The organism is Soonwooa sp., assembly GCF_030151385.1.
In the GTDB taxonomy this organism is placed as follows: Bacteria; Bacteroidota; Bacteroidia; order Flavobacteriales; family Weeksellaceae; genus Soonwooa.
Genome location: NZ_JASLDS010000016.1, coordinates 67,906 through 84,097, shown reverse-complemented (window position 1 = coordinate 84,097; position 16,192 = coordinate 67,906). Strand labels below are relative to the sequence as shown.

Genomic DNA, 16,192 nt, shown 5'->3' with positions numbered 1-16,192 from the left:
ATCTTTTTCTTCGAACTTTACTATCTCAAAGTGATTGATTAGGTATTCGGGCAGTAATAATTTAAGTAATTCTGTCTCATTTAGCATATCACAAATTTATGCTTTTTTCAAAACCCTCCCCTGGTTTTAGGACTGATCCGTGGCAGTTAGAAGTTAGTAAATCATGAATCATAAATCGTAAATCACAAATCTACAATCCTAAATAAAAAAGAGAGCCAGCTTTCGCCAACTCCCTAAAAAAAACGTAGAATTTATTAAAAGTGTGTTTTGCTATATTTTAGCATCAAGACAAAATTGTAATGAGAGTTCGTCTTTGACAACCACCATACCACCCATTTTTTTTGGAGGTGTAATCTGGAAGTCACTGAACTTTACATTTCTTTTGCCATTAAGCTTCCCATTTTGATTTGAAAAATTAATCTGATATTTCTGAGTTTTGTTCATGATTTTGACTTCAACATTCGCTAAGTATTGATTGTTAGCGGTTTTAGAAAAGTTCAAAAACTTAACATACATATTGGGATATTGCTGCTCCGAAAGTGTTTTCTTGAAATCGCTGGTCATGACTTTGTGTTTACAATCGAAACCATTAACCTTAATATCAAGTTCGGGAAGTGTTGCCTTTGTAAAATTAATTGCTTTTGCGTCTTCAGAAATGTCGTTGATACATCTAAAAGTATTGATGTTGGTTTTGCCATTAATTTCAATAAAACTTTGCTGACCAAACATCATAGAACCGAAAGCAGCAAATGATAAAATGTATAGACTTTTCATTTTGAGTAAAGATTAAAAAAGAGAGAGAACACCGAGGTATTCTCCCTCTAACACAAACAATATATTATAATTAGAACGCTATGGCAGCTTCCAAAATAAATCCGTTGAACTTACCGCCGTAAAGGATGCTACTAGATGGATAACCATTGTATTTTTGGTTGACATATTCTACTTTAGTAACAATATTTTTAGTCATAAACCATCCTCCAGCGATTTGATATCTTTGGACAATGATGATCTTATAAAGGATGCCAAACATAAAGATATTTTGATTATTCCAGGTTGTCTAACGCCTTCAGAAATCAATATTGCTTTTCAAAATGGATTAAGTTTAGTCAAAATTTTTCCTGCTGATGTTGTTGGTAAAAATTATATCAAATCAGTAAAACCTATTTTTCCAAATATGGATTTTATGTTAACTGGTGGAATTTCCTCTGATGCTTCGGATATTAAAGATTGGCTTTCTAGTGGCGCAATTGCTGTAGGGCAGGGCAGTGCTTTAATCGAAAATAATATTGATTTGACTACTCTAAAATCGAAGGTCGAAACTTTACTTAATCAACTCAATTCTTAATTATGCAAGCACCAAAAAAACAAAATCTTAGATGGTTTATGTTGTTCATGGTTTTCCTTGCGACAACAATTAATTATCTAGATCGGCAAGTGATGGGGCTTCTGAAACCTACTTTGGAAGCGGAGTTTGGTTGGACAGAAAAAGATTATTCGTACATCGTTATGGCTTTCACCGCATCCTATGCGCTTGGCAATCTTTTGATGGGAAGATTTGTAGATAAAGTTGGTTCCAAAATCGGTTACGCCGTTTCTTTGGCGGTTTGGAGTTTAGCATCTATTGGTCATGGCTTTGTTAAAAGTACTTTTGGATTTTTAATTGCCAGAACAGCCTTAGGGATTTCTGAAGCAGGGAACTTTCCTGCCGCAATAAAATCTGTTGCAGAGTGGTTTCCTAAAAAAGAACGTGCATTGGCGACTGGTATTTTTAACTCTGGAGCAACCGTTGGTGCAATTCTGGCGCCGATTTTAGTGCCTTTCATATTAGGACATTATGGTTGGCAGGAGACTTTCGTTTGGATTGGCGCAGCAGGATTATTGTGGTTAATTCTTTGGTGGAAGTTTTACTCAAAGCCTGAAGAAAATACAAAAATTTCAAAGCAAGAATTGGCTTATATTAAAAGTGATCAAGAAACGAATCAAAATGAACAGACTAGCGTTCCTCTAAAGGATATTCTAAAACTGAAAGCAACATGGTCTTTTGCAATTGGCAAAATGTTGACAGACCCAATTTGGTATTTCTTTATGTTCTGGTTGCCAGCTTATTTTGCTGATGTTTTCAAAATGGATCTTAGTAAACCATCTTTACCGTTAATTTTCATCTATGGTGGTACAACTATCGGTAGTATTGGTGGTGGTTATATTTCTTCACAACTAATAAAAAAAGGTTGGCAAATCAATAAGGCTAGAAGTTTTACGATGTTAATTTTTGCATTATTGGTTGTTCCTGTAATGTTTTCCAAATATCTTGATGATATGTGGCTAATAACAGTGGTTATCGCTTTTGCTACAGCAGCACACCAAGGTTGGGGCGCAAATCTTATGACCACAGTTGGTGATAGATTGCCAAATAACTATGTTAGTTCGGTTATTGGATTTGGCGGAATGATGGGCTCGGTTGCTGGTATTATCTTTCCACTATTTATTGGGATTGTCTTAGATTATTTCAAAGAGAAGGGAGACATTAATAGTGGTTATAATATCATTTTCTTTATTGCTGGGATTTCTTATATATCAGCTTGGATTATTATTAAATATCTGAATAGAAATACAACGAACTCTGAAAATTAAGTATAAAAATTTTTGTATGGAATTTAATCTTAAAACTAAAGCTATAGTATATTCTGCATTGACTTTGTTAACTGTAGAAAGTTTTTCCGCGCAGATTTTTTCGGATTTTAAATATCAAGGAAAAGATAAAATTTATGACGAAAATCCTCTTAAAAATGATGAAATGTATTCGCCAATTTTGCAAGGATTTTATCCAGATCCTAGTATTACAAAAAAGGGAAATGATTATTATCTTGTAAACTCGTCATTTGCTCTTTTTCCAGGCGTTCCTATTTTTCATTCAACAGATTTGGTTAATTGGAAACAAATTGGTCATGTGCTCGATAGACCATCGCAATTAAAAGTAGAGCATGCTGGTTTCTCAGAAGGGATCTATGCGCCAGCTATAAAGTATAATCCGTATAATGATACGTTTTATATGATTACGACGCAGATTGCCAATGGTATCGGAAATATGCTTGTAAAGACCAAAGATCCTCATAAATCTTGGAGTGAAATAAAAAAAATAAATGTTGACGGTATTGATCCTTCGTTGTTTTTTGATGATGATGGAAAAGCTTACCTTGTACATAATGATGCACCACCCAAAGGAAAAGAGTTGTACTCTGGACATCGTGTAATAAAACTTTGGGAATTCGATTTGGAGACAGATCAAGTTATTACAGGTTCGGACAAAATTATCGTTGATGGCGGTGTAGATATTTCACAAAAACCAATTTGGATTGAAGGTCCACATCTTTACAAGAAAAATGGAAAATATTTCTTGATGTGCGCAGAGGGAGGAACGGGCGATTGGCATAGTGAAGTAATCTTTATGAGTGATTCGCCAAAGGGACCTTTTGTTCCTGCACCAAACAATCCAATTTTGACACAACGATATTTCCCAAAAGATAGAAAAAATAAAGTCGATTGGGCAGGACATGCCGACTTGGTAGAAGGTCCAGATAATAAATATTATGCTGTATTTTTGGGAGTACGTCCTAATGATAAAGATCGTGTCAATACTGGTAGAGAGACTTTTTTACTTCCGGTTGATTGGTCTGGGACATTTCCCGTTTTCGAAAACGGACTTGTACCTCTAAAGTCTAAAATAAAAATGCCTCAAGGAGCTAAAAATCAAATAGGTAATAATGGATTTTTGCCAAATGCTAATTTTATGTTCGAAGATCGATTGAATGCTAAAGATTTGGATTTTCGGTGGGTGGCAATGCGCGGTCCGAAAGAAAATTTTGTTTCAGTTTTAAAAAATGGTACTCAAATAAAAGCTTTTACGACTACTGTTAAAGACAAGGCGCCTATTGCTGCATTGTTCTACCGTCAACAACATGCTTCTTTCGATGTTAAAGTTAAGCTTGACTTTAATCCCAAAAATGAACAAGAATTATCAGGTATAATATGTTACCAAAGTGAGAATTTTAATTATGTATTTGGCGTTACTAAAAAAGGAAATGATACATTCTTGGTTTTGGAACGAACCGAAAAAGGATCTTCAAAAATTATAACAAGCCAAAAAATTATAGATTCAAAATCAATTCAGTTACAAGTCGCTGCCGACGGCGATGCTTATCAGTTTAATTATTCTACAAATGGGAAAACATTTACTAATCTTGGCGGTGTAGTCTCAGGTGATATTCTGTCGACAGATGTTGCAGGAGGCTTTTCTGGAGCACTAATAGGTCTGTACAGTACGAATGGGAATGCTATGAAATTTTAAAATTTTAGAAATGAAAAGACTTAAAAAGTTGTTATTTACTGTCACTATTTATTTAGGGTTTATCAATTTACATTGGGCTGCAGAACCATTTATTTTATGTCAAAAATCCAATGACAGTTTTGCACTTAATGATAATAACTCTCGATTGCAGATTTTTACTAGTAATACTATTGATAAAGGTGTTCTACGAGCTGTAGGCAATTTGCAAAATGATATACAGAAAGTTTTTGGTTTTATTCCAGATTTAATTCATCAGGATGTTAAGGGAAATTCAACTTTAATCATTGTTGGTGTAATTGGACAGGATGCAATTATTGATAACTTGATTAAGTCGAAGTCGATCAATGCTAACGATCTTAAAAATAAGCGCGAAAAGTTCATTGTTCAAAATATTAACAATCCTTTTAACTCTAATCAAAATGCTATTGTAATTGCTGGAAGTGACAAACGTGGTGCAATCTACGGAGTGTACGAGTTTTCTAAACAAATGGGCGTTTCGCCTTGGTATTATTGGGCGGATGTACCAATTGAGAAAAAAGAAAATCTATATTTCAAAAAAGGAAAATATACCGATGGTGAGCCAGCTGTAGAACTTCGCGGTATTTTCCTGAATGATGAGGAACCATCACTTGGCGGTTGGGCAAGACATACATTTGGTGGCTTTAATTCAAAATTTTATGAAAAAGTTTTTGAATTAGTTTTACGACTAAAAGGCAATTATATGTGGCCTGCAATGTGGGGAAGTGCTTTCTATGACGATGATCCGCAGAATGGTGCTTTGGCTAACGAAATGGGAATTGTGATGGGAACATCGCATCATGAGCCAATGGCTTTGGCACAACAAGATTGGCGTCGATATATTAAAAAAAATGATTTGCCAAATATTTGGGATTATACCAAAAATGCAAAAGTCTTAAATGAGTTTTGGACAAAGGGAATCGAAAGAAGTAATAGTTGGGAGCGATTAGTAACCATCGGAATGCGCGGAGACGGTGACGAAGCAATGGAGGAGGGCACTAATATCAGCCTGCTCGAAAATGTTGTTAAAAACCAAAGGTCTATTATCGAAAAAGTAACTGGGAAAAAAGCTAACAAAACCCCTCAAGTTTGGGCTTTATACAAAGAGGTTCAAGATTATTATGATGCAGGAATGAAGGTTCCGGATGATGTAACTTTGCTATTCTGTGATGATAATTGGGGGAATGTTCGCAAACTTCCAGACTTAACAAAACCTTTGCACAAAGGAGGCTACGGAATGTATTATCATTTTGATTATGTCGGTGGGCCTAGAAACTCCAAATGGATTAACATCAGTCCTATTCAACGTATTTGGGAACAAATGAATTTAACCTACGAGCATGAGGTTAAAAAACTTTGGGTTGTTAATGTTGGCGACCTTAAGCCGATGGAATTTCCGATTAGCTTTTTTATGGACATGGCTTGGGATCCCAAACAATTTAACCAAGATAATTTAGTAGAGTATACAGAAAATTGGGCAAAGCAACAGTTTGGTAATCAATATGCCAAAGAAATTGCAAGGATGATAAATACCTACGCCAAGTACAACCGTCGTGTGACACCAGAAATGTTGGATGACAAAACCTACAGTCTGCAAAATTATAATGAGTTAGAACGTGTTGTTAATGAGTACCGAAACTTGGCTTTAGAGGCTAATCGATTGTACAATCAGATTCCGAGTGAATATAAAGATACTTACTTTCAGTTAGTTTTATATCCAATTGATGCTAGTAGTAATCTTTATGACATGTATTTTAATGTTGCAAAAAATAAAGACTTAGCAGCGAAAAATAATCCCGAAGCTAATATCTATGCAGATTTAGCAAAACAGAATTTTGAATATGATGCCAAATTAAGCAACAGATATAATAATGAAGTATCACATGGAAAGTGGAAACATATGATGGATCAAACTCACATTGGATACACCACTTGGCAACAGCCAGAAAAAAATGAAATGCCAAAATTGGAGAATGTCACAAATAGCTATACATCAAAAGTTTTTAAAGAAGCTGATGGTTATATTTCAATTGAAGCAGAAAATTTTTCAAGAAAAAATAATACAGCAAGAATTGAATGGAAAACAATTCCTGATTTTGGAAAAACCAAATCTGGTATAACGACTTTTCCGCAAAAGGCTTATCCAAGTTCTAATGACGATTTGTATGTCGAATATGATGTCGATTTTGTAACTACGGGCGTTTTTGATGTCGAATTTTTGCTAGCACCAACGCTTAATTTTAATCACAACAAAGGCTTGCGTTATGAGGTTTCTTTAGATGGAAAGAATCCGCAAATTGTCAACTTCAATGGACATTACAAAGGCGAATTGGCGAATTGGCAAGCCGAGCATATTATTAAATCCAATGTTAAAATAAAGATTGACAAAGCGGGTAGATATAGTTTGCGTTTCAAAGTTTTGGAACCAGGCATTGTTCTAGAGAAAATATTAATAAATACTGGTGGGCTAAAGCCAACTTATCTTGGTGCGCCAGAAAGTAATTTTGAACTGAATTAAAATGACAATAAAACCAATCAGTATACTGCAAATTGGCGAAATGCCAAATGGAACTCCAGTTAGAGAATATACCTTAACCAATCAAAATGGAATGGTTCTCAAGCTTCTTAATCTTGGCGGAATTATTACTTCGCTTATGGTTCCCGACAAACATGGTGATTATCAAGATATTGTTTTAGGTTACACAAGCTCGGCAGATTATATTTCAGGAAATCCTAATTATTTTGGTGCAATTATCGGACGTTACGGAAATCGAATCGCCAATGCGGAATTTAATCTAGATAATGAAATCTACAGTTTGGAAGCTAATCATATTTCGAGTAATCTTCATGGTGGTAGCCAAGGTTTTCATACTAAAATATGGGATGTTGAAATTCTTGAAAATACCGTTTTCCAAACTTTGAAATTAACCTACAAGAGTCCCGATGGCGAAGCTGGATTTCCTGGAAACCTTTTGGTCAACGTATATTACACATTGACTCATAACAATGAGTTGCATATTTCTTATGAAGCCACCACAGACAAAAAAACAATTGTTAATCTAACGCAACATACTTATTTTAATCTGTCAGGAGATTTTACCAAAGAAGTTGTTGATCATGAGTGTCAATTCAATGCGGATTTTTTTATTCCTATTGATGAAGAAGCAATTCCAAACGGAATAATTGAAAGTGTTGAAAATACGGTTTTTGATTTTAGAAGTTTCAAAAAAATAGGAACTGATATTAATGCGAAAGATTTACAAATAAAGTACGGAGGCGGTTATGATCATACTTTAGTTATCAATGGTTCTGGCTTCCGAAGTCTTGGAGAGATTGTCCATAGAGAATCAGGACGCAAAATGCAGATTTTTACAGATCAACCTGGATTTCAGCTGTACACAGGGAATTTTCTAGAATCAGATATTGCATGTAAATCAGATGCTAAACTTAAAAAAAGAACTGGCTTTTGTATTGAAACACAATGTTTTCCCAATACACCTAATCAAATGGAATTTCCTTCGGCAGTGTTAACTCCAAATAATATCTATCGGACGAAAACTGTTTTTAAATTTTCTGTATGAAATTGTTTTTAATTTAATAAAATTGATAATAATAGCGAATTTTGTATTTGAATTTTGTGTTAAAATTTAATTTATGAGAGCTTTTTTATTTTTAAAATAACTAAAACTAATTCTAAAGACATTTTTTGGGGAACTTGCAAATGAAATTTCAATGATTTTAAGTTTAATAAAAGCGAATTCAAATTGAATTTAATGTTAAATATATGTTAAAGTCGAGGTTCTCAAATTGCGTTAAAAATCCTAAGTAAAATTAGTGGCTTATCGCTAAAAATAAGATAAGTCTCATTTGTTTTCGGTAGAGTTCTTAAGGAACTGTTTTGTAGCTTATTGATGAGAGCATAAAGTGGAATTAAAATCTAATTTTTATTTTCTTATTTTGTATGATAAGTGTGTTGTTTTTGTCTGTGTTTATCGTTGTTTTTAATTGATAAAAAATTATTTTCCATTTGACGAAAACTAAATTGTCTTGGCGTTGTTAACATAAAATTCTATTTTAGAAAATCAAGAATTTTAATATTTGTTCTGATTCAATATTATAAAAGTAGTAAGTGTTTTTTTTCAGTAAAGCTGTTAGAATTATGACTAGAAATTTTGTTTTTGGAATTTTGTTGGTAATCCTTTTTTTTAGTGGATTAAGCACATCTATTTTGGCAAAAGTTAAATTACCGATTTTGGTTGGTGATGGTATGGTCTTACAACGCAATCAAAAAATTAAGATTTGGGGAACTGCTGATGCTTCGGAGAAAATAAAAGTGAATTTCCTCAAACATAACTATACAACTACAGCCGATCAAAATGGGAACTGGTATTTGTATTTGCCTTCAATGAAAGCTGGTGGACCTTATAAGATGCAGATTAACGATATTGTTTTAAACGATATTCTCATCGGAGATGTTTGGTTAGCTTCTGGTCAATCAAATATGGAATTGCCAATGTATCGTCTAAGAACAATCTGTGGCGACGAAATTAAACACGCCAATAATCCTAATATTCGCTTTTTTACTGTTCCTCAAAAATATAATTTTAAGAGTCCTCAGGCATCCTTGGATGGTGGTGTCTGGGAGTCGACAACTTCGAAAACTATTAATAATTTCTCAGCTGTCGCTTATTTTTTTGCGAAAGACCTTAATGCGAAGTACAATATTCCTATTGGTATTATTAATGCGAGCTTAGGAGGATCGCCTATACAAGCTTGGATGGATGTGGAAAGTCTGAAGAATTATCCCAACTATGTAGCCGAAGCTCAAAAATGGAATAATGATGATCTGATTAAGTCTACTGAAGCTAATGATAAATCCTTATCAGACGCTTGGTATGCAGAGCTTAATCAAAGTGATATAGGTGTTAATCAAAACTGGGTAGATAATTCCGTTAACTACGCTGATTGGAAAACAATTGTGATGCCAGACTCTTGGGAAAACCAAGAAGGTGCATTTGATGGTTCAGTATGGTTGAAGAAAGAAATCATACTTCCAAAATCAGCGGAAGGAAAATCAGCTTTTCTCAATCTTGGACGTATAAAAGATGCAGATGAGACCTACATTAATGGTGTTAAGGTTGGTAACATCACTTACGAATATCCACCACGTTGGTATAGCATTCCAGAATCTATTTTAAAGGAAGGAAAAAATATTATAACAGTACGTGTTATTAACGGAAGTGGAAAGGGCGAATTTGTTGCGGACAAACCATATTACCTCGAAGTAGACGGACAGAGGTTTGATCTAACAGGGAAGTGGTTTTACAAAATTGGCGCAAAAATGAAACAGATGGCGCCTGGACAGACTTTTGTCCGCTGGAAGTCTACAGGACTTTACAATGCTATGATTAATCCATTAATTTCTTTTGGTATTAAAGGCGCGCTTTGGTATCAAGGCGAAAGCAACACAGCAAAACCAACAGAATATCAGGATTTGTTAACTACACTGATTTCGGATTGGCGTTCCAAATTTCAACAAAAGAACATGCCGTTTTTAGTAGTTCAATTGGCCAATTTTATGGAGCCGAAAAAAGAAGCATTGGAAAGCAATTGGGCAGAGCTTAGGAATCAACAAAGAAAAGTTGCGCAAGAAGTTCCTAATGTAGGATTGGCCGTAGCAATAGATTTAGGCGAATGGAATGATATCCATCCATTAGATAAGAAAAGTGTAGGTCAAAGATTAGCTCTGCAGGCAGAAAAATTAGCTTATTCTTCCAATATTACTGCAGATGGTCCCATTTACCAATCAGTAAAATTTGAAGGAAATCAGGCAATTATTAGTTTTAAAAATGATACCAATGATTTTGAAAAAGTTGATGTTTTGAAAGGCTTTTCTATAAAAAATAAAGAAGGTAAGTGGTATTGGGCTAATGCAAAAATCCTAGGAAAAACAATTGTTGTTTCTTCGGATAATGTTCCGGATCCTGTTGCTGTCCGATATGCTTGGGCGGATAATCCAGATACAGCAAATCTTAGAAATAATAAGGGACTTCCGGCATCGCCTTTTACAACTGAAAAATAAAAATTAAACAAAATGAATCAAACAAATACTAAAATCTCTGTTGTTGAAAAAGTTGGTTATAGCCTAGGTGACTTGGCTGCCAATTTGGTTTTCCAAACCTTGGTGACCTACTTGGCATATTTCTATACCGACATTTATGGATTGAAAGCTGAGGATGCATCAATAATAACTTTAGTAGTTGGTCTCGTTGCTGGTTTTGGGTTTAATCCACTTATTGGTGCTTTAGCAGATAGAACGGTTTCTCGTTGGGGAAAATTTAGACCTTGGATTTTGTTTACATCTATTCCGTTAGGCATAGCTGCTTTACTTGCTTTTAGTACGCCAGATTTTGATTACAAGGGAAAGCTTATATATGCTGCTGCAACTTATAGCCTCTTGTTATTGCTGTATGCTGCTAATAATTTGCCGTATTCTGCACTAAGTGGTGTAATAACTGGAGATATGAGCGAAAGAAATAGTATCTCGTCGTATCGTTTTGTGGCGGTTATGTTTGCTCAGTTTTTTGTTCAGGTTTTTATGCTTCCAATAATTCTTTCCGTTGGTAATGGCGACAAAGCTGCTGGTATTGAGATTGTGATGACATGGCTGGCTATCATAGGAACGATAATGTTGTTAATAACTTTTTTTACAACCAAAGAAAGGGTTATTCCAACGGAAGCTCAAAAATCAAATTTGAAATCAGATCTCAGTGATTTGTTCAAAAATAAACCTTGGCTTATTATGTTAACGGTAACCACTTTGGTATTTATTACTTTGGCAATGAAGGGTGGTTCTTATGTTTATTATTTTAATAATTATGTTGATGAGGCGGCTTTAGCAGAATTTATATCTCCTGTTACAAAGTTTTTTAACTCTATTGGGATGAATTTTTTTGGTGAAGATGTTAAGTCTGCGGGTTTTGGGCTTTTCAATGCTGGTGGAATAATTATGATGATTGTTGGTATTACATTTTCTAAGAGATTAGCCGATAAGTACGGAAAAAGAGATGTGTTTATTGCGTCTTTGTTTGTATCAACCTTATTTATACTGACGTTTGTTTTTTATCCTCCAAAATCAGTGTCATTAATGTTTTTGTCTCAGATATTGCATGGATTCTTTTATGGTATTAGTACGCCTCTACTTTGGGCTATGATAGCAGATGTCGCTGACTATTCTGAATGGAAAAATAATCGACGTGCAACAGCAATTATTTTTTCAGCTATGATGGTTGGACTAAAGGTTGGTTTATCAATTGGAAGTGCTTTGGTAGCTTGGGTTATTAGCAAATACGGATATATCTCTTCGGAAGTTGCTGTTAATGCTGTCCAACCAGAAAGCGTTGCTAAAGGCGCTAAGTTGTTGGTAAGTGTTTTTCCATCAATTCCATTTTTTGCAGCCTGTGGATTATTGGTTTTCTATTCAATTAATAAAAAAATGGAAATTCAAATTGAAAATGATTTAGCTGAAAAAAGAAAATAAATAGTTATGAAAAACAGTATTATTTTATTGAGTTTATTAAGCTTAGCTTCTTGTAAAACTGCCAACTCGTCCAACTCTACATTGAAGAAAGCTTATCAACAAGATTTTTTTATTGGTACAGCGCTTAACCTGAAGCATATTCATAATGAAGATAAGAAAGGTGTCTATATTGTAAAAAAAGAGTTTTCTTCAGTTGTTGCCGAAAATTGTATGAAAAGCATGTTCTTGCAACCAGAAGAAAATGTCTTCTTTTTTGATGATGCTGATAAGTTTGTGGCATTTGGACAACAAAACAAAATGTTCATCATAGGACATACACTTATATGGCATTCTCAAGCTCCAGATTGGTTTTTTACTGATAAAGAAGGTAAGGATGTTTCAGCAGAGGTTCTTAAGCAACGCATGAAAAAACATATCCAGACAGTGGTATCTCGATACAAAGGAAAGGTGAAAGGCTGGGATGTTGTTAACGAGGCTATTATGGAAGATGGCTCCTATAGAAAATCAAAATTTTACGAAATTATAGGTGAAGATTTTATTCCCTTAGCTTTTCAATGGGCGCATGAGGCTGATCCAGATGCGGAATTATATTATAATGATTATAACGAATGGCATCCTGGGAAAGTGGAGCGTTTGATAAGTTTAATTAACTCTTTTAAAGCTCAAAATATTCGTATTGATGGGATTGGGATGCAAGCGCATGTTGGTCTAGATTATCCAAGTATCGAAGAATATGAAAAAGCAATAGTTGCCTATGCAAATGCTGGTGTTAAGGTTAGTGTAACCGAATTCGAAATCAGTGCGTTGCCATCACCCCACAAGATTTCATCAAATATTTCCGATACTCAAGCTTATCAGAAAGAGCTTAATCCTTATTCTGATGGTGTTTTACCAATTGAAGTTCAGAAAAAATGGGAAAATCGATATAACGATTTTTTCACTTTGTTTCTAAAGCATAAAGATAAAATGAAAAGAGTGACATTTTGGGGCGTAACAGATGCCGACTCTTGGAAAAATGATTTTCCGATTGTGGGTAGAACAGACTATCCACTTTTGTTTGATAGAAAATACCAAGAAAAACCGATTGTTAAAGAATTAATCCAACTAGCAGAGAAAAAATAAATTAGATACATTTTTAGAAGATTATGAAAAAAGCAAAATATTTGTTCCCCAAGGATTATATGGCAGATCCATCTGTACATGTTTTTGAAGACAAAATCTATATTTATCCATCGCATGACCGAGAAAGTGGAATTGAAGAGAATGATAATGGCGACCATTTTGACATGGCAGATTATCATGTGTTTTCAATGGATGATATCGAAAATGATGAAGTGACTGACCATGGTGTAGTGTTGTCTGTAAAGGATGTTCCTTGGGCAGGAAGACAACTTTGGGATTGTGATGTTGCTTTCAAAAACGGAAAGTATTATATGTATTTTCCAATGAAAGACCAAAATGACATTTTCCGAATTGGTGTTGCAATTAGTGAAAAACCTTATGGTCCATTTGTTCCAGAAAAACATCCTATGATGGGAAGTTATAGTATTGATCCTTGTATTTTTGAAGATGCTGGAAAATATTATATGTATTTTGGAGGTATTTGGGGTGGTCAACTACAACGTTATCGTAATAACAAAGCCTTAGAAAGTGCTATACTTCCTCAAGATAATGAACCCGCATTGACTTCAAAAGTTGCATTGCTGAGAGATGATATGTTAGAATTTGGGGAAGAACCAAAAGATATTTTAATTTTGGACGAAAATGGTTCACCTCTTCTTCATGGTGATGAGCGCCGCTTCTTCGAAGCTTCTTGGATGCATAAACATGATGGTAAGTACTATTTTTCGTATTCGACAGGAGATACCCATCTTCTTTGTTATGCGATAGGAGATAATCCTTATGGACCATTTATCTACCAAGGTATTATATTGACTCCTGTTGTAGGTTGGACGACACATCATAGTATTGTTGATTATAAAGGAAAAACTTTTCTATTTTTCCATGACGCAGTACCTAGTGGCGGCAAAACTTGGTTACGTAGTATGAAAGTTGTTGAATTGGAGTATAATGATGATGGAACCTTTAAAACAATTGATGGTTTAGACAATTGATTTTATCAGCGTTAAAAATAAAAGTTATGAATTTTAATCTGAATAAATTCCATTGTTTAATACTGATGCTTTGCTTTCTGCCAAGTTTGATTTTTGCAGAAGATGGCAGTAAATTATGGCTTCGTTTTCCCGATGTTAAAAAAGGAATTTCAGCATCACAAATTGTTACAAAAAGTAATAACGCATCAGTAGATCTTGCTAAAAAAGAATTAATAAACTTTTGGCAAGGACAAATGGTTGAATTAAAAACTGATTTGAGTCAGAAGTCGCTAAAAGATGGTTTTAAAATTAATTCTAATTCAACGAAAATTACAATAGTAGCCTATAAAGAAATTGGATTGTTGTATGGCGTTTATCATCTTTTAAGGTTGCAAGAGACAAAAGCTAATTTGCAGAATCTCAACATTACCGAAAAGCCTTCTTACGATGTTAGAATTCTTAATCATTGGGATAATTTGGATGGTACAATAGAGCGTGGTTACGCTGGACATTCGCTTTGGAAGTGGGACGATTTACCCAATAAAGTTTCCTCGCGTTATGAGGCTTATGCACGTGCAAATGCTTCCATCGGAATTAATGCTGTGGTACTTAACAATGTTAATGCTTCACCAAATATTCTTAAAAAAGACTATTTAGAAAAAGTAAAAGTTTTAGCTGATATTTTTAGACCTTATGGTATTAGAGTCTATTTATCTGTTAATTTTTCGTCACCCAAGGTTTTAGGAAATCTCGAAAATTCTGATCCACTGAATGACAATGTAAAAGAATGGTGGAAAAGTAAAGCTTCGGAGATTTACAAATTAATTCCAGACTTTGGAGGTTTTTTGGTTAAAGCAAATTCGGAGGGGCAGCCTGGTCCACAAGACTATGGCAGAACGCATGCTGATGGTGCCAATATGTTGGCAGACGTTTTGTCTCCTTATGGAGGACTTGTAATGTGGCGAGCATTCGTGTACAGTCCTACACCAGAAGATCGTGCAAAACAGGCTTATTTAGAATTTACACCGTTGGATGGTCAGTTTCGTGACAATGTCATTATTCAAACTAAAAATGGACCAATTGATTTTCAACCAAGAGAAGCTTTTAGTCCGTTGTTTGGGGCAATGAAAAAAACTTCGGAAATGGTCGAGTTTCAAATTACGCAGGAGTATTTAGGATTTTCGAATCATTTGGTATTTTTAGCTCCATTGTTTAAAGAGACGTTGGATAGTGATACTTACGAATTTGGAAAAAACTCAACTATTTCAAAAATTACAGACGGAACTCTGAAGCCTACAAAGATTACTGCTATAGCTGGTGTTGCTAATATTGGAGAAGATGCAAATTGGACAGGACATCATTTCGCACAAGCCAATTGGTATGCCTTTGGACGCCTTGCTTGGAATCATGATTTAAGTTCAGAACAAATTGCAGATGAATGGATAAAGCAAACATTTACCAGCAATCCTGATTTTGTTAATCCTATCAAAAAAATGATGTTGTCCTCGCGTGAGACTGCTGTAGATTATATGATGCCATTGGGATTACATCATATTTTTGCAAAAGAACATCATTACGGACCAGAACCTTGGGGTGATTATCCAGGCGCAAGGCCTGATTGGACGCCTGTCTATTACCATAAAGCAGATGCTAAAGGTTTAGGTTTCGACAGAACAACTTCAGGAAGTAATGCTGTTTCCCAATATAATTCTCCATTGCGTGAGATCTATAATGATATTAATACAACACCAGAAAATTTATTGCTTTGGTTTCATCATGTACCTTGGAATTACAAAATGAAAAATGGTGCCTCTCTTTGGGATAATTTAGCACATAAGTATGAAGAAGGTGTCAAAAATGTTACAGGTTACCAAAAGCTTTGGGATAAGATGGAAAGCTATGTTGATGGAGAACGTTTTGTGTCTGTACAGTCGAAGTTGAAAATTCAGGCTGAAGATGCTGTTTGGTGGAAAGATGCCTGTTTATTATATTTTCAAACTTTTTCTAAAATGCCAATTCCCGATGATGTCGAAAAGCCTATTCATAAATTGGATGATCTAAAGAAAATAAAACTCAATCTTAAGCATCATAACTAAAATTGGATAGAATCAATTAACTATTTGCAAAATCTCTCTGGCTTGGAGAGATTTTTTATTTAGCCGATATTTCTTGAAAACAAAAAAGCAAGCATTA

12 protein-coding genes are annotated in these 16,192 nt (G+C 34.6%); 10 read left to right on the top strand and 2 right to left on the bottom strand.

Annotated features, from left to right (window positions below; genetic code table 11):
- Positions 1-270: 270 nt before the first annotated feature.
- Positions 271-774: a YceI family protein gene (locus Q1V95_RS02505; protein ID WP_300669932.1), complete on the bottom strand. Its 504-nt coding sequence runs from the start codon at positions 772-774 to the stop codon at positions 271-273.
- Between the two features lie 70 nt (positions 775-844).
- The gene (locus Q1V95_RS02500) at positions 845-1,033 is read right to left on the bottom strand and encodes a hypothetical protein (protein WP_300669930.1); all 189 of its coding nucleotides are present in this window, start codon (positions 1,031-1,033) and stop codon (positions 845-847) included.
- Positions 1,034-1,042: 9 nt separating this feature from the next.
- Between Q1V95_RS02500 and Q1V95_RS02495 the strand changes: the two genes are divergently transcribed.
- The 10 genes from Q1V95_RS02495 (at position 1,043) to Q1V95_RS02450 (ending at position 16,095) form a co-directional block, all read left to right on the top strand.
- Entirely contained in the window at positions 1,043-1,348 is a 306-nt protein-coding gene (locus Q1V95_RS02495; RefSeq protein WP_300669928.1) for a bifunctional 4-hydroxy-2-oxoglutarate aldolase/2-dehydro-3-deoxy-phosphogluconate aldolase, read from the top strand.
- Between the two features lie 2 nt (positions 1,349-1,350).
- Positions 1,351-2,634, top strand: a complete 1,284-nt coding sequence (locus Q1V95_RS02490) for an MFS transporter (protein ID WP_300669926.1) — start codon at positions 1,351-1,353, stop codon at positions 2,632-2,634.
- A gap of 16 nt (positions 2,635-2,650) precedes the next feature.
- Positions 2,651-4,348, top strand: coding sequence for a glycoside hydrolase family 43 protein (locus Q1V95_RS02485; protein WP_300669924.1), 1,698 nt, complete (start codon positions 2,651-2,653; stop codon positions 4,346-4,348).
- A gap of 10 nt (positions 4,349-4,358) precedes the next feature.
- Complete coding sequence (locus Q1V95_RS02480; RefSeq protein WP_300669922.1) at positions 4,359-6,884, top strand: glycosyl hydrolase 115 family protein; 2,526 nt, start codon at positions 4,359-4,361, stop codon at positions 6,882-6,884.
- Position 6,885: 1 nt separating this feature from the next.
- On the top strand, positions 6,886-7,947 hold the full coding sequence (locus tag Q1V95_RS02475; protein WP_300669921.1) for an aldose epimerase family protein: 1,062 nt from the start codon (positions 6,886-6,888) through the stop codon (positions 7,945-7,947).
- A 578-nt stretch (positions 7,948-8,525) separates the two neighbouring features.
- Positions 8,526-10,448 carry a sialate O-acetylesterase gene (locus Q1V95_RS02470; RefSeq protein WP_300669919.1) on the top strand — a complete coding sequence of 641 codons (1,923 nt, stop codon included), beginning with the start codon at positions 8,526-8,528 and terminating at the stop codon, positions 10,446-10,448.
- A gap of 12 nt (positions 10,449-10,460) precedes the next feature.
- Positions 10,461-11,906, top strand: coding sequence for an MFS transporter (locus Q1V95_RS02465; protein WP_300669917.1), 1,446 nt, complete (start codon positions 10,461-10,463; stop codon positions 11,904-11,906).
- Positions 11,907-11,912: 6 nt separating this feature from the next.
- Entirely contained in the window at positions 11,913-13,028 is a 1,116-nt protein-coding gene (locus Q1V95_RS02460; protein ID WP_300669915.1) for an endo-1,4-beta-xylanase, read from the top strand.
- 23 nt (positions 13,029-13,051) lie between these two features.
- Positions 13,052-14,020 carry a glycoside hydrolase family 43 protein gene (locus Q1V95_RS02455; RefSeq protein WP_300669913.1) on the top strand — a complete coding sequence of 323 codons (969 nt, stop codon included), beginning with the start codon at positions 13,052-13,054 and terminating at the stop codon, positions 14,018-14,020.
- Between the two features lie 26 nt (positions 14,021-14,046).
- Positions 14,047-16,095, top strand: coding sequence for an alpha-glucuronidase (locus Q1V95_RS02450; RefSeq protein WP_300669911.1), 2,049 nt, complete (start codon positions 14,047-14,049; stop codon positions 16,093-16,095).
- Positions 16,096-16,192 lie beyond the last annotated feature (97 nt).